The organism is Vibrio astriarenae, from assembly GCF_010587385.1.
GTDB lineage: Bacteria > Pseudomonadota > Gammaproteobacteria > Enterobacterales > Vibrionaceae > Vibrio > Vibrio astriarenae.
The window spans coordinates 275,150-295,133 of the sequence record NZ_CP047475.1 but is presented as its reverse complement, the minus strand read 5'-3'; the positions used below and the strand labels follow the sequence as shown (position 1 = coordinate 295,133).

Below are 19,984 nucleotides of genomic sequence, written 5' to 3'. Positions count from 1 at the left end.
TAATAATGCACTCCACAATCGAGTATATACTGTCAATACTCAGTCAACCTGACATTAACGTCAGTTGCATATTAGGATCGAATTTTATTCCCCCCCCTGAAACCCCAACTGTCGCCATGCTTCATATGTTACAACTGCGACAGAGTTTGAGAGGTTCATACTTCTCGCCTCTGGCAACATAGGAATTCTTATACGCTGCTTTTCAGGGATAGCGTTCCGCACATCATCTGGTAGACCTGATGTTTCTGCACCAAACAGCAGCACATCACCTTCTTGGTATTGCGGTTCATTATGAGGACGAGACCCCTTTGTAGTTAAAGCGAAAATCCTGCGAGATCCCATCGCTGCCAGAAATGCATCGTAATTTTGATGAACAGTTACTCTCGCTAGATCTCGATAGTCCAAAGCAGCACGGCGAAGTTTTTTTTCTTCTAGATCGAAACCAAGAGGTTCTATTAGATGCAAGTGGCATCCATTATTACTAGCTAATCTAATAATATTGCCGGCATTTGCAGCAATCTTTGGGGTAAACAAAGCTATATGAAACATCTGACACAAACCAATTCTGTTGGAAGAAGAGCGTTGAAACACACTCAGGTTTGGAAAATTATACACGGAATTTTGTTAGGTCGCTTTTTTTAGGTAAAGCCGCAGTAGCATTTAGGCTCGACACACTGAAAAGTAAGCAATAGTCCATTCGAACCTAAAAATATGAAGTCTTTTTTAGTCGCTATAATTGCTGACATTATTAGACTTTCCGCTAACTGCGGCGCCAACCTTCACCTCATCGAGCCTCTGGGTTTTGATCTGGAAGAGAAAAAGGTACGCAGAGCGGGTTTGGACTACCATGATCTTGCCCGTGTAACGCGTCATAAAAGCCTCGCGGCGTTTATCGAATATCTAGAGCAGCGCGATAGCCAATACCGTATCTTTGCCTGTACCACCAAAACCACGGGTCATCATATCGATGCCAACTACCAAGCAGGAGATGTGCTGTTATTTGGTCCAGAGAGTCGCGGTTTACCCGCCAATGTGATTGAAAGCCTGCCAATGGAACAGCGCATCCGTATCCCAATGATGCCCGATGCCCGTAGCTTAAACCTCTCCAACGCCGTTGCCATCATCGCTTTTGAAGCATGGCGACAAATGGGCTTTAAAGGAGCGGTGTAAGCACGGCACACTGAACCGCTGGCAAAAAAAATGGCGTACCCGTTGGGCACGCCATTTTTCGTTCTAAACCTCAGTGTTAGTTAAGACGGTTATTGTTTTCATCGTCTTTCTTTTCGTACTCACCTTCAAAGGTATTACCCTGCTGATCTTGGTCACGCTCAAAAGGGTTACCTTGAGAAAATGGGTCATGGCCATCAAACGGCCCTTGCTGAAAACCACCACCAAAGCTACCCGATTGAAAACCGCCGGCTTGGTTTACGACGACTTTGGTCATTAGATATTTAGCCAAAGCGGCACGAGGCGCTGGCAACAGCACAATCATACCCATGGCGTCGGTCATGAAGCCCGGTGTCAGTAGCAACACACCACACACTGCTAGCATCACACCCTCTAAGATCTGCTGAGCGGGCATTTCTCCTTGCTGCAAGCGAGATTGAACGGACATTAACGTCTGAATGCCTTGCGAACGCACTAACGACGCCCCGACGACTGCAGTCAGCAGTACCAAGGCTATGGTAGGCCACATGCCTATCACCCCACCGACCTGCACAAAAAGAGCAATCTCGATGATGGGTACAAAAATAAACGCTATCAATAAAATCGGAAACACACTTCCTCCTAGGTAACCCTGTAAGTGTAAGACAATTTGTATCCCTACGGGCTATTGTTTTCATTCGCTCCCTAATAACTCTGGGCGCTGGGCAAATTAATCAAGACTGTCATCCCTATTATGCGAGAAAAACCACTTTGGAAGTCGAGTTTTTCGCGCCAAGCAGCAAATTAACAGCCCGAAACAAAATAAGCGGCAAAATAGTGATCAAAATTACTATTTTTAACCATTTGTTTCAGTATCATTGGCGGGTGGAAATCGAGGACTGATTTCCAGCCACTTATTCTGTTGAACGGATTCATAAAAAGCAGAGTTGGCTAACAATAATTATATTTGTTAGAACAATTATCTGAGGATCCCGGACATGGTCAAGACAAACACTTGCAATAACCAAGCTCAACCAGCCACCCGTGTCGAAGAAGATCTACTGGGGCAACGTCATGTCCCTGCGGATGCTTACTATGGCATTCACACGCTACGCGCGATTGAAAACTTCAATATATCCAATGTGACCATTTCTGACGTACCTGAATTCGTCAAAGGCATGGTCATGACCAAAAAAGCCGCAACCCTTGCCAATAAAGAACTTGGCGTAATCCCTAAAGACGTTGCCAATTACATTATTCAAGCTTGTGATGTGATTATTGAGACCGGCAAATGTATGGATCAGTTCCCATCGGATGTATTCCAAGGCGGTGCGGGCACTTCGGTAAACATGAACACCAACGAAGTGATTGCCAACGTTGCACTAGAGCTGATGGGTGAAGAGAAGGGGCGTTATGACCTCATCAACCCGAACGACCATGTGAATAAGAGTCAATCGACGAACTGTGCATACCCTACTGGTTTCCGAATTGCAGTATTCAACAGCGTACGCCAGGTGATTGAAGCGATTGAATACCTAAAAGGTGCCTTCGATGCGAAAAGCAAAGAGTTCAAGAGCATTCTGAAAATGGGTCGTACTCAGCTACAAGATGCGGTGCCGATGACGGTAGGGCAAGAGTTCCGTGCATGGTCTGTAACCCTCAATGAAGAGATCAAAAACCTTGATTACACCTCAAAGCTGCTTCTCGAAGTTAACCTAGGTGCGACAGCGATTGGTACAGGTCTAAACGCGGCTCAAGGCTATCAAGAGTTGGCGGTAAAACACCTTGCTAACGTGACGGGCTATGAGGTTGTCGCAGCAGAGGACTTGATTGAAGCGACCTCTGACTGTGGTGCTTATGTCATGACCCACGGTGCGCTTAAGCGTCTTGCCGTTAAACTTTCTAAGATTTGTAACGATCTGCGCCTACTCTCCTCAGGCCCTCGCGCAGGCTTGAATGAGCTTAATCTACCAGAGTTGCAAGCAGGCTCATCCATTATGCCAGCCAAAGTGAACCCAGTCGTTCCGGAGGTAGTCAACCAGGTGTGCTTCAAGGTGATGGGTAATGACAACACCATCTCTATTGCTGCTGAAGGTGGTCAGCTACAACTAAACGTAATGGAGCCTGTGATTGCTCAGAGCATGTTCGAATCTCTGTCTATTCTGACTAATGCCTGCATTAACCTGCGTGACAAGTGCGTCAGCGGAATCACAGTCAACAAAGAAGTCTGCGAAAACTACGTCTACAACTCTATCGGCATCGTGACTTACCTAAACCCATACATCGGCCATCATGAAGGCGATATTGTCGGCAAGATCTGTGCTGAGACAGGTAAGAGTGTGCGTGAAGTGGTACTAGAGCGTGGACTACTGACGGCAGAAGAGTTGGATGACATTTTGTCTGTTGAAAACTTCATGCAGCCAACCTATAAGGCAAAGCGTTACGAGTAATTTATAAAACAGGCTTCCGAGTGAAGCCTGTTTTATACCCTCTGCTGCTCTAGCCTAGCCGTTTAGCGCCAGTGCAGCAGGATATCAATAAGAAAAAGAAGCCACTTAGCTCAACCTACAACAACGAAATAACACAACACAGGAGTTAAACATGTTCTTTATAGAGTTTGCCGTGGTACTGATATGTATCTTAATCGGTGCTCGCATTGGTGGTATCGGTCTTGGTGTCATGGGTGGTGTCGGCCTTGCGGTGCTCACCTTCGGGTTTGGTCTTGAGCCGTCAAGCCCACCGATTGACGTGATGCTGATGATCATGGCTGTCGTGGCTGCTGCTGCAGCAATGCAAGCGTCTGGCGGTCTAAACTACATGATCAAGATTGCTTCAAAGATCTTGCGTAAGAACCCAAAACACATCACGTTCATCGCTCCAATGGTGACTTACTGCTTTACTATCATGGCGGGTACCGGTCACGTTGCTTACTCAGTACTTCCCGTTATCGCTGAAGTGAGTCGTCGCAGTGGTGTTCGTCCTGAGCGCCCTCTGGGCATGGCGGTTATCGCTTCTCAGTTTGGTATCGTAGCCAGCCCGATTGCAGCGGCCGTTGTTGCGTTGGTGGCGTTTCTTGAGCCACAAGGTATCACCCTGGGCACGGTGCTAGCCGTAACCATTCCTGCAACGTTCTTTGGCCTAGCAACCGCTTGTGCCATCGTCAACAAGCTAGGTAAAGAGCTCAAAGATGATCCTGAATACCAGCGTCGTCTGCAAGACCCTCACTACCGTGCAGAGATGGAAGGCTCAGATACTCAAGACCCAGCAGAGATTGAAGTCTCGCCAACAGCGAAGAAATCGGTTGGTCTGTTCCTGTTCGGCTCTCTCATTGTGGTGTTGATGGGGGCATTCCCGGGCCTGCGCCCTGCCTTTGATGGTTCACCAATGGGTATGGCACACACGATTGAAATCGTCATGCTTTCAGTGGCCGCTCTGATCGTTCTGATCTGTAAACCAGACGGCATGGAGATCACTCAAGGCTCTGTATTCCACGCGGGTATGCGCGCTATCGTGGCGATCTTTGGTATCGCTTGGTTGGGCAACACGCTCGTTGCTGGACATGGTGATCTGGTTAAAGAGACCGTTTCTGGCTTGGTGGAATTTGCCCCTTGGACATTCGCCTTTGCTCTATTTGTACTCTCTGTCATGGTAAACAGCCAAGGTGCCACCACCGCAGTTCTTGTACCTGTAGCGATCACGATCGGTCTGCCACCAGAAATTATCATTGCAACCTTCGTTGCGGTTAACGGTTACTTCTTCATTCCAAACTACGGCCCAATCATCGCGTCTATCGACTTTGATACCACGGGCACGACGAAGATTGGTAAATACATCTTTAACCACAGCTTCATGGCTCCGGGCCTACTAAGTATGTTCTTTAGTATCCTCTACGGCCTACTGCTGGCGAGCGTTATCGTCTAAGCATTCTCGTTTTCACACCCGCTCCGCCGAGCGGGTGTTTTCTTTTGTGCCCTTTGAAACTAATTCCTTCTACATACGGTCTGATGAGTTAATATACATATATATCAACTTAGCAGCCGGACATCATGCGCGTCGTATTCTCTCTTTTTGTTCTACTTATCAGCTTTTTGAGCATGCCTGCATGGGCGTTTTTCTCAGACAATAGCTCGTCAGAACTGAGCTTTGGTCAGAGTGAAAACCGCTTTGTGCCTGTTGATGAGGCTTTTCCGTTCAATGCGCTACAACAAGGACATCGCGTCTTCATTGACTGGCAAGTAAAAGAAGATTACTACCTCTATCAAGAGCGCATGAACATCACGGCAGATAACGTGACGCTTGAACCTTACCAACTCACTGCGGGCGAGCCCTACCACGATGAATTTTTTGGTGATGTTAATATCTATACCACCCCACTGTATCTCGAGCTAAACCTAGCTGACTACCAGCCAGGGGCTCAGTTGATTGTCCAATATCAAGGCTGTGCGAAATCTGGCTTTTGCTATCCACCTGAGACGAGAGTGATTGATATAGGCTCGTTTACTAATGGTACACAGCAGGCAGGAGCCGCTGCGACAAGTGAGACTCAAGTACCACAAACGAACCTGACCGATCTCTCAACGTCGAGCAACCAAACTGAAAACCTCGCGAATACGCTAGGAGATAACTGGTGGACACCGCTGCTATTTTTGATCCTCGGCGTGGGTCTTGCCTTTACACCGTGTGTCCTACCCATGTACCCAATCTTAACGAGCATTGTCTTGGGTCAAGGGAAAATCTCAGCGAAGAAAGCACTTGGGCTGTCTTTTATCTATGTGCAAGGCATGGCGCTGACTTACACACTTCTTGGCCTCGTCGTTGCCTCTGCAGGCCTGCAGTTTCAAGCGGCGATGCAGCACCCGGCTGTACTCATTACCCTTAGTGCTTTGTTTGTGGTGTTATCACTATCCATGTTTGGGGTATACACCTTGCAACTGCCCGCCAGTGTACAAACCTGGCTTAATAACCTAAGCAACAAACAGCAAGGTGGCAGTGGCTTTGGTGTGTTTGCTATGGGGGCTATCTCAGGTTTAGTGTGCTCGCCTTGCACCACGGCGCCTCTGTCTGGTGCGCTGCTCTATGTTGCTCAAAGTGGTGACTTACTCACCGGTGCCACCGCACTTTATGCCTTGGCTTTGGGGATGGGGATTCCTCTCATCTTAGTGGCTGTGTTCGGTAACAAGCTTCTGCCAAAAGCGGGCGAATGGATGGATACCGTCAAGGTGATGTTCGGCTTCGTGCTATTGGCGGCGCCACTGTTCTTACTTGAACGCATTTTACCCAGCCTTTGGGCCTCAATTCTGTGGACCACACTGGGTATCGCTGCATTTGGCTGGCTCTACCACATCAAAAACAAGCTCGCCTTTGGCAGTTGGAAACAAAGTCTCGTAGGTATCGTCGCAGTGTTAGGACTTGTCGCTTCGCTGCAACCGGCGCTCAACCATTGGTTTGGCGGTTCTGTCACATCACAAGCGCAGGTAGAGTTTATCCAAATTGAGACCGTAGAGGACTTACAGCATCAACTGATATTAGCGAAACAAAATAACCAACCGGTTATGCTCGACTTCTATGCCGACTGGTGTGTGGCATGTAAAGAGTTTGAAAAGTACACCTTCCATGAAGCCAATGTTGAACAAGAGCTTGGCCAATATATCCTGCTTCAAGCAGATGTCACTCGCAATCGAGCTCAAGACATTGCCTTGCTGCAACACCTGCAAGTGTTAGGCTTACCAACGATTGATTTTTGGAATAGCAACGGGGAAAGAGTCTCCAATGCAAGAGTCACTGGTTTTATGGCAGCAGAGCCTTTCCTGAGTCATTTGCAACGTGTTTCTCAAACGGGACAGACTCCATAACCGTTACCTGAACAGATTCCTGGACAGTTTCCTGGACAGATTCCTGAACAATAAAATTCGATAGAGCTCTGACTTTCAGTGGACAAGGATTGTCCGCTGCGCATTTCACGTCAATAATCTAAGTAGTTTCAATTGGTAAGCTAAGTGGAGTGTCATGGATTCGACGTACACCATCATCATAGCCGATGATCACCCCCTGTTTCGCAATGCCCTTTTCCAATCTATTCATATGGCGATTGGTGGTACGACTCTGCTTGAAGCAGACTCACTCAGCGCCCTACTTGCACTGCTAGAAAAAGAGCCTGAGCCCGATTTACTGCTACTCGATCTGAAAATGCCCGGAGCGAATGGCATGTCCGGTCTCATTCAGCTTCGAGCAGAATATCCAGAGCTGCCGATTGTGGTTGTCTCTGCTAGCGAAGAGCCTGCAGTCGTTACCCAAGTGAAAAGTCATGGCGCTTATGGGTTTATACCTAAGTCGAGTGATATGAAGACACTTGTCGCGGCCCTCAACCAAGTACTTGAGGGTGAACCCTACTTTCCGCAAGAGCTCATCTCTGATGACGCAGCATGCAATGATCTTGCAGAGCGCATTGCCACCCTAACACCACAGCAATATAAAGTGCTCGGAATGCTATCAGATGGCTTGCTGAACAAGCAGATAGCCTATGAACTCAACGTTTCTGAAGCGACAATTAAAGCCCATATGACTGCGATATTTCGCAAGCTCAACGTAAAAAATCGAACTCAAGCCGTCATATTACTGCAAGAGATGCAAAGCTAACCTCTCTCGCTATCCCCAAAACATAAAAAGCGCAGGTTCACTATGTCACCTGCGCTATTTTAAAGCTTATTTATCTAACTGCTCTAAACGGGCTCTGGTTCTGATTCCGGCAAGCCTAAGCCGAGTTTGGCCACTTGATGGTCGTCGTGCACTTCCGCCACTACCCAATGTAACCCTTGCCAGTCAAAGCTGTCACCAAGCACCGGATAAGCACTGAGTTCACTCTCTACTAACTCTTTGAGTGTCAATTGCCCTTCAAGCTCTGAGACCTCGATACCGTAGTAGCCAGTCACATCCCTGACTAGGCAATCGACGTCGAGGAAGAAATCACCGAAGAAACGCGGGGCGGACTCCTCCTCTGGCGCTTCAGTAAATAGTGCACTTAATGCATCGAGATCTTTATCTTGCCCCAACACACACAGAGTATCGTTCGCTTCAAGTACCGTACTGCCCGATGGGTGCAGTAGCTTTTCATCGCGAAACACCGCCGTAATGCGCGTTCCATCAGGCATCGCTAAACGCTTGAGAGGTTCGCCGACACACCATTTTTCTGGCTTGATTCGGTAAACAAACATCTCCCACTCACTCGCACGAAAAATCTCAATGCCAGTGCGAGAGATCGGTGTCGGCTTCGGAGGCAGAGTCACCTCGGCCATACGAGCGGCTTTCATCAAACTGCCTCCTTGCACTAGCAGAGAAACCATCACGACAAAGAAGGCAATATTGAAGTAAAGCTGAGCATTCTCAAGACCTGCCATCATTGGGAATACAGCCAAGATGATCGGTACTGCGCCGCGCAAACCAACCCACGAGATAAACTTACGCTCTTTGCTCGTAAAGCTCTTAAACGGTAGTAAACCGATATACACCGCAAGTGGCCTTGCAAATAAAATCATGCCAAAGGCTAACACTAACGCCGGCAGCATAATCTCAAGAAGCGTTGATGGCGTCACCAGCAGACCTAACACCAAGAACATGGCAATTTGACTCATCCATGTCATGCCATCAAGTACATTTAAAATGGAATGACGGAAGCTGGTTGGACGATTACCGATGAGCAGACCTATGAGATAGATTGACAAAATACCGCTGCCGCCAAGCTTGTTCGAAAGAGCAAACAGGGCAACGCCACCACCAATCACCAGCACTGAATATAAGCCCTCATGCAGCTCGACTCGATTGATAAGAGACCACAATAGCCAACCGCCACCAAGACCGATCAAAGCGCCCACACCAAACTGCATCACAAAGCTGGTGAGAAGGAATGATATGCCCATATCCGCTTCAGGGTTCGCGAGCATCGCTATCAAGGTAACGGTTAAAAATACCGCCATAGGATCATTGGTACCTGATTCAATTTCAAGCGTTGACCCTACACGTTCATTCAAGCTTTGCCCTTTAAGCATGGAAAAAACCGCCGCTGCGTCGGTGGAGCCTACAATCGCTCCAACCAATATTCCCTGCAGCAATGTAAGATCAAACAGCCATGCTGCCATTAAACCCGTGAGGGTTGATGTCAGTGCAACACCAATTGTCGCCAAGGACAGTGAGGGCCAAAATGCGACTCTAAAGCTCGAAACCTTGGTGCGCATTCCACCATCTAGCAAGATAATCGCCAGTGCAAGGTTGCTCACAAGATAGGTTAATGAGTGATCACTAAACGCGATCTGCCCAGGGCCATCTTCCCCTGCAAGCATTCCGACAATTAAGAAAATAAGCAGGATGGGGATCCCTAGCTTTGAAGATGCGCGACTCAGCAACACGCTGAGAACAATGAGAATCGCCCCGGTTAAAAAAAGGCTATCGATCATATTAGCGTCCAAAAAAACCTCCTGCTCGTTACATCAATCACGCCAAAATTATAACAAAATGCTTTTAATAACTCTTTGCTATATCAGAGGATGACACATCCCTTAACATTTCTTGTCGTTTGCCTGAAAACACTGTCAAAACCTAGCGTTAATCGCATTAGACTTTTGGCTAATTTAACACTCTAACGACCGCTTATGATGACCTATTTAGTACGAAAAATGGCGGTAATTCAATAAAAAACCCTATTTTTTGCCGACTAAAGTTGAACAGAGAACCGGAAATTACCTTGCTATGTTAGTTCTTGAAACATTTTTTTAACAACACATCGTAAGGAGACGGCAATGGCATTTGAAAGTCAGGAACGCGCCAAGGCCTACTGGGATAAGAACGTTAAGTTGATGATCAGTCTAATGGTGGTCTGGTTCGTCGTTTCGTTTGGGTGCGGCATTTTATTTGTTGATGCCCTTAACCAATTCCAGATCGGAGGCTATAAGCTTGGCTTCTGGTTCGCACAGCAAGGTTCTATCTACACCTTCCTTGTCATTATTTTCTATTATGCGTGGAAGATGCGTCAGCTCGACCGCGAATTTAACGTAGACGAGTAAGGAGCAGATCAAATGGACTTGAAAACAATTACCTATATCGTCGTAGGTGCAACCTTCCTCCTCTATATTGGCATCGCTATTTGGGCTCGTGCGGGGTCCACTAAAGAGTTTTACGTAGCGGGCGGCGGGGTAAATCCCATTGCCAATGGTATGGCAACCGCTGCAGACTGGATGTCAGCAGCTTCATTTATCTCAATGGCTGGCTTAATCGCCTTTATGGGGTACGGCGGCTCGGTATTCCTTATGGGGTGGACCGGGGGCTACGTTCTTCTTGCTCTACTTTTAGCCCCTTACCTACGTAAGTTTGGTAAGTTCACCGTGCCAGAGTTTGTTGGCGAACGCTTCTACTCAAACGCAGCTCGCATTGTGGCGGTAGTGTGTCTTATCATCGCCTCCGTTACCTATGTTATCGGTCAAATGAAAGGCGTTGGTGTGGCATTTGGTCGCTTCTTGGAGGTTGATTACGCAACGGGTCTTGCCATCGGTATGTGTATTGTCTTTATCTATGCCGTTATGGGTGGGATGAAAGGCATCACCTACACGCAGATTGCGCAATATTGTGTCCTCATTCTTGCTTACACTATCCCCGCAATATTTATCTCGCTGCAACTGACTGGCCACCCTCTGCCACAAATTGGACTTGGCAGCACGATGGCTGGGACCGATGTCTACCTCCTTGATAGGCTCGACCAAGTGGTGACGGAGCTCGGATTCACCGAATACACCACTGCCGTGCGGGGCGATACGCTCAACATGTTTGTGTACACCATGTCACTCATGATTGGTACTGCAGGTCTACCTCATGTCATCATCCGCTTCTTTACCGTACCAAAAGTGCGTGATGCACGTACTTCAGCAGGCTGGGCATTAGTATTCATCGCTATCTTGTACACCACGGCACCAGCAGTAGCAGCAATGGCTCGTCTAAACCTAATGGATACGGTTAACCCAGCACCGGGTCAGCACCTTGTCTATGACGAACGTCCAGATTGGTTCAAAAACTGGGAAACTACGGGCCTTCTTGGCTTTGATGATAAGAACGGTGACGGACAAATCCAATACACCTCTGATGCAGCAACTAACGAGCTTAAAGTTGACCGCGACATCATGGTGCTTGCTAATCCAGAGATTGCAAAACTGCCAAACTGGGTCATTGCGTTAGTCGCCGCTGGAGGTTTGGCTGCCGCCCTGTCAACGGCAGCGGGTCTACTGTTAGCGATATCTTCCGCGATATCACATGACTTAATAAAAGGGGTCATCAACCCCAATATCTCGGAGAAGAAAGAGCTACTTGCGAGTCGAATATCCATGGCTGTCGCAATCGGGGTAGCAGGTTATCTTGGCCTCAACCCGCCAGGCTTTGCCGCTGGTACCGTGGCCCTCGCCTTTGGGCTGGCCGCTTCATCAATATTCCCTGCGTTGATGATGGGTATCTTCAGTAAGAGCATCAACAAAGAGGGGGCGATTGCAGGCATGATCGCGGGTATTAGCGTGACGCTGTTCTACGTGTTCCAACACAAAGGGATTCTTTTCATCTCTGATTGGACTTACTTAGAGAGCTGGGGTAGCAACTGGTTCTTAGGAATTGAGCCAAATGCCTTCGGTGCGATTGGCGCGCTATTCAACTTCATCGTGGCCTTCGCGGTATCGAAAGTCACAGCAGAAACACCGCAAGAAGTCAAAGACTTGGTTGAGCACGTTCGCGTACCTGCAGGTGCTGGCGAAGCGACGGGTCACTAATAATCGCGCATCTAGTGCACAAAAGCCCCTTCGGGGGCTTTTCTTATCCCGTCATTTCGCTAACGTACTAAATATCATAGTGTTGCAGCAAGGAAGCCAGCATGTTCAAGAATAAACACTTCATCGTCGCCCTAATCGTAGCGCCAATTTTGGCCATCATCGCCTACTTTGGGATTGATATTGCCCTCAGTGAAAAGCCTCAAGCAGCAAAAAAAGGCGAAACCTATAAGCTGGTGAGTAAGTCTAACTGCCGCTACACCAGTGGACTGTGTGATATGGAAAATGGAGACTTTAAGATCCAGTTTCGCTCTGATGCTCTGACCACTGAGCAACTTGCGCTTAGCCTAAAGGCAGTCATTCCTCTCCAAGGCATTAAGGTCTCGTTGGTGGATCACGAGCAAGACCAGGGCTCACCGATAGCAATGACCGCTACTGACTCCAGTGCCCAACAGTGGCAGGTTGAACTGCCAGCTCCCCAATCACAAGAGAGCTGGTTACGTGTCGCTGTTCAAGCCAATGACAGCGTCTACTATGGCGATACACAAACCGTGTTTGTTGTTTATGAAACATTGCTTGATCAAGAAGATGAGTAACTTACTCTCTTGGTTTTGCTGTATTTAACACCGCGCGTAACTTGAGTGGTTTCACTGGTTTTGCAATAAACCCAAAGCCACTTGCCTTGATAGTCTGCATCATCTCATCAGTGCGGTCGGCACTGATGATCACTCCTTTGAAGCTGTCGCCGAGACGCAATCGGCACTGCTGTAATACTTCTAGGCCAGTTCGTCCATGATCTAAGCGATAGTCAGAAAGAATAACGTCGGGCTGCCAATGATCATCTATACCTTGCAAACTTTCTACAAGATCGCTGGCGAGTTTGACATCACAGCCCCAACGACTCAGTAAGTTGTCCATACCAACCAGAATATCCGGTTCATTGTCGACACAAAGCACCTTTAAGTGACTCATATCCGATGGAGATTGAGCAACCTGAACCTTGGGGATCTCAAGTTTGGGAACGGCTTGGTTGAGCGTAATTGAAAACACACTGCCCCTTTCCGGCCAGGAACGCATGGAAATTTGATGCCCTAACACATGGGCGATGCCTTTCGATATAGCAAGTCCCAAACCAAGACCTTGATCAGAGCGCACTTGATTACCACGATTAAACTCTTCAAAGATCTCTTGTTGCTTATCTTCATCAATCCCCTGCCCATTATCCCAAACCTCGATGCGTAGAGTGTGAGCCACACGCCTTACTCCCAGAACCACCTTACCTTTGGGGTTGTAGCGAAACGCATTGGTCAAAAAGTTTTGAATTACGCGGCGCAATAACTTAGGGTCGGATTTCGCCCACAATGAGCTCGGTATCATCACAAAATCGATCTGCTGCTCTTTGCTCAAAGCACTAAACTCTGCATTAAGATTATTTAGTACATCAGCGATGGCAAAACTGCGTACATGCACATCCAACTTGCCTGACTCTAGACGCGATATATCTAACAAGTCACCAATGAGCTCTTCTGCCGCACCAAGCGCGCTCTCTATATGCCCGGAGAGTCGCTGCGTTTCACTATCATTGGCCACCTCAGTTAATGAAGACGCAAACAGGCGCGCAGCATTTAGGGGCTGCATCAAGTCATGGCTCACTGCAGCGAGAAATCGACTCTTCGATTTTGACTCCATATCAGAGCGCTGTGTTGCGGTAACCAACTGCTTATTGAGCAGTTCAAGCTCGTGTGTGCGCTCTTGGACTCGCTCTTCCAGCCTCTCATTGGCATCTTTTAACGCCTGCTCAGCCTCACGGAACACCGTGATGTCAGTGAAGCTCATGACAAAGCCACCTCCGGGCATTGGATTACCTTGCACCTCAATCACACGACCATCAGGACGAATACGCGATGAGGTATGTCGTGTACCTTGCTCTAAGTGAAAAATCCGCCGCCTGACATGATCTTCAGGATCGCCAGGGCCACACAGCCCTTGCTGCGCATTGTGGCGAATCACATCAGCAATCGGTCTACCCACCTGAATTAAGCCCGTAGGAAAGACAAATAACTCTAAATAACGCTGATTCCACGCCACCAGTCGCAACTGCTTATCAACCACCGCAATTCCCTGCCCAATGTGCTCAATCGCTCCTTGTAGCAACCCTCGACTGAAGTCATACAGCTCAGAAGCCTCATCCACGATGGTGGCAACCTCCTCTAACTGCATATTGCGTCCTTGCAGCGCAGAGGTCAGAACCAACTTAGCGGAAGACGCACCAAACACTCCCGCCAACAACCTTTCGGTATGGCGAATCAGGCTAGAAGGTGCTTGCTGGTTGGGAAGCAATCGCTCTCGGTTGTGCTCATAAAAAGTCTCAAAGCCCTTTTTAACACGCCTGCGTCCAACGAAACGTGAAGCCACCATCTCCAACTCAGCCACGGTGACTCGGCTTTGATACAGACTCATGTTTTCATTTTCAGGTAGAGGCGTACCCACAAATGCCGCCGATTGAAGTCGCTCACTCAAAGAAGAACGTGTCACTAGAGAGATAACGATATAGCAGGTGGTGTTTGCGACTAGGCTCATTAACATTCCCCAGTCCGAAACCTGAATGCCTATTTGTGCAAAATAGTCCGGTGGCGTAATCACCCATAACAACAGGTTCGTTTCAGCGCTGCCTGCAAGAAGCCCTGTCTGGCTCATCAGTGTGACCAGCCATAAACCGAAGCCGACAGCTAGGCCGGTGTACACCCCTTTCTTGTTGCCTTCTCGCCAGTACATACCGCCAATTAGAGCAGGGGCAAATTGGGTTATCGCTGCAAAGGAGAGAAAGCCAATCGCTGAAAGAGATTGAATGCTATCTAAGGCTTGATAAAAGCCCCAAGCGCCGAGCAACAAGATCAAGATAAGAGCGCGACGAATAATAAGAAGCAACCCAGAAAAGTGGCGGAACGTTCTCTGGGTTAATCGCATACGACGCAGGATCAGCGGCATCACCAAGTCATTCGAGACCATGATCGCCAGCGCAATGGTAGAAACAATCACCATCCCACTCGCAGCGGAAGTTCCCCCCAGAAAAGCGAGTAAAGCGATAAAATCGGCACCTGCTGCCATCGGTACACTGATGACATAACTATCCGGTGGGCTTGCAGGGAGTAAGCTCTGTCCAACCCAAGCAATCGGCAGTACAAACAACCCCATAGCGATCAAATAAAGGGGAAACAGCCAACGCGCGGTGTGCAAGTCTTGAGCTCGTTCATTCTCCACCACTGTGGTGTGAAACTGGCGCGGCAAACACAGAATTGCCATCATGGTGAGACCGGTGTGAATGATTAACGTTGGTACATTTGGGGCTTGATAGGTGTGAATGGCCGTAGAAACTAACTCAATGTCACTACTACTCATCGCGAGATACACAATGAATAATCCCACCACCAAGAAAGCGAACAATTTAACGATAGATTCGAATGCGATTGCCAGCATCATACCGCGATGGTGCTCGGTATTATCAATATGTCGTGTGCCGAACAGCATGGTGAATATCGCCAGCATACCAACAACAAACCAAGAGACATGACCTTCTCCATAGCCCAGTTGCTCGGTCAATTGAGGGGCAACAACATCCAACCCCATGGTGATACCACGCAGTTGCAGTGCGATATAAGGCAAGATACCCGCCACCGATATTAAGGTGACAGCAACGGCAATTCCTTGAGATTTGCCATAGCGAGCAGCGATAAAATCCGCTATCGACGTGATGTGCTCTCGCTTGGCGACTAGAATCAATCGAGCTAACATCCGCCAACCAAAAACGAACACCAATATAGGAGCAAGATAGATAGGAAGGAACGACCAGGGGTTACTGCTGGCTTGACCGACCGTGCCGTAAAATGACCAAGAGGTGCAGTAAACCGCTATTGAGAGGCTGTATATCCATGGTCGCCAGCGCGCCACTTTGTGGGTTTGTCGGTCTCCATACCAAGCAATTAAGAACAAAATGCCCAAGTAGGTCAAAGAGACCGGAATCACGATCCATCCTTGCATTCGCTTTCCTTTATTAAGCCCTTCTAAACGAAAAAGCCTTCTCGTAGTGTCGTTTCGCAAACCGACAGAGAAGGCTTTTACTTTAACAAGGGTTAATTTTTAAACGCAATTACTCAGCACTCGTTCTGTGCATTGTGCTCCGCTTTCGTCTCAATTTCTTGCTGTTTCTTGCGCTTGGGTTCGACATGAATAAACAGTGCGAGCAGTCCCATTGAGGCCATGACCCAGAAAATATTACTTCCCCAATGCTCATAACCCCAGCCACTCAATGCAGTCATTAGGGCGATAAATGCACCCAGAGGGATCGCATTATACAGCGCTTGCAGTGCCACCATCTTATTCGTTGGTGAGTTCTGAATATATTGAATCGCAGCAATATGGGCCATGGCAAAGGTCACACCATGGAGCATCTGCACCACAAGCAGCACAGGCACTGCTGTGGTTGACGCAGTAAGCCCCCAGCGAAGCATGACACCGCAAGCTGCGACTACAAATAGTGTGCGTAAAGACCAACCTGCAAATAGACGTTTACTAAAGGCAAAAATGGCGACTTCAGCCACTACACCCAAGCTCCAAAGGTAACCAATAATGTCCTCTGAATGCCCTGCCTCTTTCCAGTGAATAGCACTAAAGCTGTAGTAAGCGGCATGACTTCCTTGAATCAGTGCAATCAGCACCAAGAACTTCACGACTGGCCACTCTCTCAATAGTGCTGAGATTTTAGGGCGAGTCGCGTCTTCTTCTTCGATAGTCACTGGCATTGGATTAGGGTTGCGCATAGATAGCAGTAGCGCAACAAATACACCCGCTAAAGCGGTATAGATAATCATATCAGTGCCGTACAGCGAGACCAGATAACCCACCACTGTTGAACCAGCAATAAAAGCGACTGAGCCCCACAAACGTGTGCGTCCATAATCTAATAGCTTTAAGCGCGAGTAGTAGTTCGCCATCGCATCAGACAATGGAATGACAGGGCCACACATCAGGTTAAATAGGATCGTAGCCAGGGCCATCAACCAAAAACTGCCTCCAGCAAGAAAGTGGAAGCCAATAAAGAGCAGTGCGAATAGGCTTAACCAGCGTAGTACAGGTAACAGGTGCTCTACTTTATGCACCCGTGGTGTGATCACTAGGTTCGCAACACAGCGAGTAGCCAGCCCCAAACCGACCAACATACCAATATCAGTAGCCGATACGCCTTGGTCTTCAAACCAGAGCGCCCAGAATGGCAAATACACACCATAGGCGAAAAAGAAGCCGAGAAAATACTGGGAGATCCAGCCATAAGGGGAAGGGTTTAACATCATGGGTTCCTACTGCTACATGATTAAGCGCACACATTATGCGGCTCAGTGCGCAATATAAAAAGGGAATAAAACAATAATTCTATTTCCCTATTAGACCAAAGTCGTCTGGAGAGGTGGCGAAAAATTGTCACACTTAAGTAGTACGCTCACAGTAGGTCAGTGCTCAAACCGGAGGGCTCTATGCCAGACAAGTTCAATATGCAGTCGCCACCATTCAATCGCTTGAATGAAAAGCAGCAGAACCAACTGCGTAGCTCCCTTGATGTGGCCTATTTTCGTGCGCGTGACAACCTGATTAAAGTGGGTCAGCCAGGTCAGTATCTTCATATTCTCATTAAAGGTGCGGTTGAAGAGCGCAGTGCGGATGGTAAAGAGGTCTTTGCCCATTATGCCCATGATGATCTTTTCGATGTACGGGCGCTGATTGAGGGACAGTCAAGACATCAATACGTCGCACTGGAAGACACTCTGTGTTATCAGCTGCCTAAAGAGGTATTCCTTGAGCTGTACAACAGCAATGGACAGTTCGCGGCCTACTTCGACAACAACCTTTCCACTCGTCAGGCACTCATCGAGGCCGCTCAACAGCAGCAAAATCTGGCCGAGTTTATTCTCACTAAAGTTGACAATGCTATCTTTCACCCACCAATGATCCTAAAGCCTGATCAGCCACTTAATGAGGTCACTTTAGAATTAAAAAACAGTGCTTTAGATTCCGCTCTCGTTGGTTTAAACAAAGATGACCCAAGACTAGCAGCACATCCTCACGCTCATCCATATGCCATTGTCACTCGAACTAACATGCTGCACGCCGTGATGCTAGAGGGGCACGCTTTAACGACCCCCGTCGGTGAGATCGCGACCTTTCCTGTCTTTCATGTTGATGTTGGAGACTTTCTGTTTAACGCCATGATCACCATGACACGCCACCGCATGAAACGATTAATGGTGTGTGATGGTCAAGAGGCCGTTGGCATGTTGGATATGACGCAAATACTCAGTGCCTTCTCTACTCACTCTCATGTTCTTAGTTTGAGTATTGCTCGTGCAAGTTGCATAGAAGAACTCGCGATTGCTTCTAACAGGCAGAGACAACTGGTAGACAGCCTTATCACTAACGGCATCCGTACACGCTTCATTATGGAGCTCATCTCAGCCGTGAATGAACAGATTATCGAAAAAGCCTTTGAGCTTGTTGTTCCCCCGGCGCTTCACAAACACTGTTGCCTGATCGTCTTAGGATCGGAGGGACGCGGCGAGCAGATACTAAAAACGGACCAAGACAACGCCCTGATCCTCAGTGATGATTTGGAGTGGCCGCAGTGTGCCAGCATCATGGACAACCTAACGCATACCCTGCAGCAGCTTGGCTACCCACTGTGCACCGGAAATGTGATGGTCAATAACCCTCAATGGGTTAAGTCACAGTCCCAATGGAAATCCACTATCAGTGACTGGACGCAGCGTGCGACCCCAGAGCGAGTGATGGATTTAGCGATCGTCGCGGATGCACACGCCGTTGCTGGAAACAAAGATCTACTCGAACCTATCGAACAACACCTGCAACAGAGCCTGCTCAATAAAATGTTATTGCTGCAAACCTTTGTCCGCCCCGCCCTCCAGTTCTCGCTGCCATTGACCCTATTTGGTAACGTCAAAGCGGATAAGGAAGGGGTAGACATCAAGCGTGGAGGCATTTTTCCCATCGTTCATGGCATACGCGCACTCGCTTTGGAGTACGGAATCTCGGAAAAAAACACCTTTGCACGAATTGAGGCATTAAAAGCACGCAATACACTGGAGCCGGAAACCGCAGACAACCTGAGTGAAGCTTTCAAACTCTTTATTAAACTGAGATTGAGCCAACAAATCACTCATCAGCACGCCCATAATAAAATCAACCTTAGCGAGATAGATAGAACCGAGCGTGACCTTCTGCGCCACAGTCTGCACGTGGTCAAAAAATTTAAACAGTACCTCGGGCATCACTATCTAATAAGGGATTAAAGTCATGCTTTTACCATGGTTTCAGCGTCAGTATTGGTATCACAAGCTCAAGGGCTCCCCCTATCAAGAGCTGTTTTCTACACCGACCACAGGAGAGTATGTCTCTCTTGATTGCGAGACCACCAGTTTGGATCCACAACGTGCTGAGCTGGTCACCATTGCGGCGACAAAAATCATCGACAACCGGATTATTACGAGTCAGCCTTTCGAGATGAGACTGCGAGCTCCACAATCTCTCGACGAAGGCTCGGTAAAAATTCATCACATCCGTCACAATGATCTGTTAGACGGCGTCACAGAGCTTCAAGCACTCAGAGCATTGCTGGCGTTCATTGGTAACCGTCCTATCGTTGGGTATCACATCCGCTACGACAAAACGATTTTAGATCTCGCCTGTCGCAGGCACCTCGGCTTTCCTCTACCCAACAAGGTTATTGAAGTCAGCCAGATCTATCACGACAAGCTTGAGCGTCACTTACCCAATGCCTATTTCGACCTCAGTCTGGATGCCATCTGTCGACACCTAGATATCCCTATTCAGAATAAGCATGATGCTCTACAAGATGCGATTGCAGCTGCACTGGTTTTTGTGCGCCTCACCTATGGGGACCTTCCTCGACTGTCATTTACTTATCACTAGCGTTTAAAACAATTAGCGTTTAAAGCACGAGTATTTATAGCGTTAGTCTTTGG

General features: G+C 48.1%; 15 protein-coding genes. 10 read left to right on the top strand and 5 right to left on the bottom strand.

Annotated elements, in window-relative coordinates; translation table 11 throughout:
- Positions 1-84: 84 nt before the first annotated feature.
- The gene (locus tag GT360_RS01415) at positions 85-549 is read right to left on the bottom strand and encodes a tRNA (cytidine(34)-2'-O)-methyltransferase (protein WP_164647179.1); all 465 of its coding nucleotides are present in this window, start codon (positions 547-549) and stop codon (positions 85-87) included.
- A gap of 162 nt (positions 550-711) precedes the next feature.
- On the opposite strand from GT360_RS01415, the gene GT360_RS01410 reads away from it, so the two are divergent.
- Positions 712-1,170, top strand: a complete 459-nt coding sequence (locus GT360_RS01410; RefSeq protein WP_164647178.1) for a tRNA (cytidine(34)-2'-O)-methyltransferase — start codon at positions 712-714, stop codon at positions 1,168-1,170.
- A 76-nt stretch (positions 1,171-1,246) separates the two neighbouring features.
- On the opposite strand, the gene GT360_RS01405 is transcribed toward GT360_RS01410, so the two are convergent.
- Complete coding sequence (locus tag GT360_RS01405; protein WP_164647177.1) at positions 1,247-1,780, bottom strand: FxsA family protein; 534 nt, start codon at positions 1,778-1,780, stop codon at positions 1,247-1,249.
- Between the two features lie 364 nt (positions 1,781-2,144).
- Between GT360_RS01405 and aspA the strand changes: the two genes are divergently transcribed.
- The 4 genes from aspA to GT360_RS01385 all read left to right on the top strand — a co-directional run bounded on the left by aspA (position 2,145) and on the right by GT360_RS01385 (position 7,782).
- Entirely contained in the window at positions 2,145-3,596 is a 1,452-nt protein-coding gene (aspA, locus tag GT360_RS01400) for an aspartate ammonia-lyase (protein WP_164647176.1), read from the top strand.
- A gap of 151 nt (positions 3,597-3,747) precedes the next feature.
- Complete coding sequence (locus tag GT360_RS01395; RefSeq protein ID WP_164647175.1) at positions 3,748-5,067, top strand: anaerobic C4-dicarboxylate transporter family protein; 1,320 nt, start codon at positions 3,748-3,750, stop codon at positions 5,065-5,067.
- Positions 5,068-5,192: 125 nt separating this feature from the next.
- Entirely contained in the window at positions 5,193-6,998 is a 1,806-nt protein-coding gene (locus GT360_RS01390; protein WP_164647174.1) for a protein-disulfide reductase DsbD, read from the top strand.
- Between the two features lie 154 nt (positions 6,999-7,152).
- The gene (locus tag GT360_RS01385) at positions 7,153-7,782 is read left to right on the top strand and encodes a response regulator transcription factor (RefSeq protein ID WP_164647173.1); all 630 of its coding nucleotides are present in this window, start codon (positions 7,153-7,155) and stop codon (positions 7,780-7,782) included.
- An 83-nt stretch (positions 7,783-7,865) separates the two neighbouring features.
- Here the strand turns inward: GT360_RS01385 and GT360_RS01380 are convergent, their stop codons facing one another.
- Positions 7,866-9,605: a potassium/proton antiporter gene (locus GT360_RS01380; protein WP_204274539.1), complete on the bottom strand. Its 1,740-nt coding sequence runs from the start codon at positions 9,603-9,605 to the stop codon at positions 7,866-7,868.
- A gap of 330 nt (positions 9,606-9,935) precedes the next feature.
- On the opposite strand from GT360_RS01380, the gene GT360_RS01375 reads away from it, so the two are divergent.
- The 3 genes from GT360_RS01375 (at position 9,936) to GT360_RS01365 (ending at position 12,532) form a co-directional block, all read left to right on the top strand.
- Entirely contained in the window at positions 9,936-10,199 is a 264-nt protein-coding gene (locus GT360_RS01375; RefSeq protein WP_164647171.1) for a DUF4212 domain-containing protein, read from the top strand.
- 12 nt (positions 10,200-10,211) lie between these two features.
- Positions 10,212-11,939 carry a sodium:solute symporter family protein gene (locus GT360_RS01370; protein ID WP_164647170.1) on the top strand — a complete coding sequence of 576 codons (1,728 nt, stop codon included), beginning with the start codon at positions 10,212-10,214 and terminating at the stop codon, positions 11,937-11,939.
- A 101-nt stretch (positions 11,940-12,040) separates the two neighbouring features.
- Positions 12,041-12,532, top strand: coding sequence for a hypothetical protein (locus GT360_RS01365; protein ID WP_164647169.1), 492 nt, complete (start codon positions 12,041-12,043; stop codon positions 12,530-12,532).
- Position 12,533: 1 nt separating this feature from the next.
- Here the strand turns inward: GT360_RS01365 and GT360_RS01360 are convergent, their stop codons facing one another.
- Both GT360_RS01360 and GT360_RS01355 read right to left on the bottom strand, forming a co-directional pair.
- The gene (locus GT360_RS01360; protein WP_164647168.1) at positions 12,534-15,974 is read right to left on the bottom strand and encodes a PAS domain-containing hybrid sensor histidine kinase/response regulator; all 3,441 of its coding nucleotides are present in this window, start codon (positions 15,972-15,974) and stop codon (positions 12,534-12,536) included.
- A 113-nt stretch (positions 15,975-16,087) separates the two neighbouring features.
- Positions 16,088-17,281 (bottom strand): 3-phenylpropionate MFS transporter, encoded by a 1,194-nt coding sequence (locus tag GT360_RS01355; protein ID WP_164649538.1) that lies wholly within the window; start codon positions 17,279-17,281, stop codon positions 16,088-16,090.
- 183 nt (positions 17,282-17,464) lie between these two features.
- On the opposite strand from GT360_RS01355, the gene GT360_RS01350 reads away from it, so the two are divergent.
- Together GT360_RS01350 and GT360_RS01345 are read left to right on the top strand one after the other, a co-directional pair.
- Entirely contained in the window at positions 17,465-19,291 is a 1,827-nt protein-coding gene (locus GT360_RS01350; protein ID WP_164647167.1) for a DUF294 nucleotidyltransferase-like domain-containing protein, read from the top strand.
- A gap of 4 nt (positions 19,292-19,295) precedes the next feature.
- A complete protein-coding gene (locus GT360_RS01345) occupies positions 19,296-19,931 on the top strand; it encodes a 3'-5' exonuclease (protein ID WP_164647166.1) in 636 nt (211 codons plus the stop codon).
- Positions 19,932-19,984 lie beyond the last annotated feature (53 nt).

Excerpts from the sequence above, each read along its gene's own strand:
- GT360_RS01415 (WP_164647179.1), bottom strand. The coding sequence starts at position 549 with ATGTTTCATATAGCTTTGTTTACCCCAAAGATTGCTGCAAATGCCGGC.
- GT360_RS01410 (WP_164647178.1), top strand. The coding sequence starts at position 712 with ATGAAGTCTTTTTTAGTCGCTATAATTGCTGACATTATTAGACTTTCC.
- aspA (WP_164647176.1), top strand. The coding sequence starts at position 2,145 with ATGGTCAAGACAAACACTTGCAATAACCAAGCTCAACCAGCCACCCGT.
- GT360_RS01395 (WP_164647175.1), top strand. The coding sequence starts at position 3,748 with ATGTTCTTTATAGAGTTTGCCGTGGTACTGATATGTATCTTAATCGGT.
- GT360_RS01390 (WP_164647174.1), top strand. The coding sequence starts at position 5,193 with ATGCGCGTCGTATTCTCTCTTTTTGTTCTACTTATCAGCTTTTTGAGC.
- GT360_RS01385 (WP_164647173.1), top strand. The coding sequence starts at position 7,153 with ATGGATTCGACGTACACCATCATCATAGCCGATGATCACCCCCTGTTT.
- GT360_RS01375 (WP_164647171.1), top strand. The coding sequence starts at position 9,936 with ATGGCATTTGAAAGTCAGGAACGCGCCAAGGCCTACTGGGATAAGAAC.
- GT360_RS01370 (WP_164647170.1), top strand. The coding sequence starts at position 10,212 with ATGGACTTGAAAACAATTACCTATATCGTCGTAGGTGCAACCTTCCTC.
- GT360_RS01365 (WP_164647169.1), top strand. The coding sequence starts at position 12,041 with ATGTTCAAGAATAAACACTTCATCGTCGCCCTAATCGTAGCGCCAATT.
- GT360_RS01360 (WP_164647168.1), bottom strand. The coding sequence starts at position 15,974 with ATGCAAGGATGGATCGTGATTCCGGTCTCTTTGACCTACTTGGGCATT.
- GT360_RS01355 (WP_164649538.1), bottom strand. The coding sequence starts at position 17,281 with ATGTTAAACCCTTCCCCTTATGGCTGGATCTCCCAGTATTTTCTCGGC.
- GT360_RS01350 (WP_164647167.1), top strand. The coding sequence starts at position 17,465 with ATGCCAGACAAGTTCAATATGCAGTCGCCACCATTCAATCGCTTGAAT.
- GT360_RS01345 (WP_164647166.1), top strand. The coding sequence starts at position 19,296 with ATGCTTTTACCATGGTTTCAGCGTCAGTATTGGTATCACAAGCTCAAG.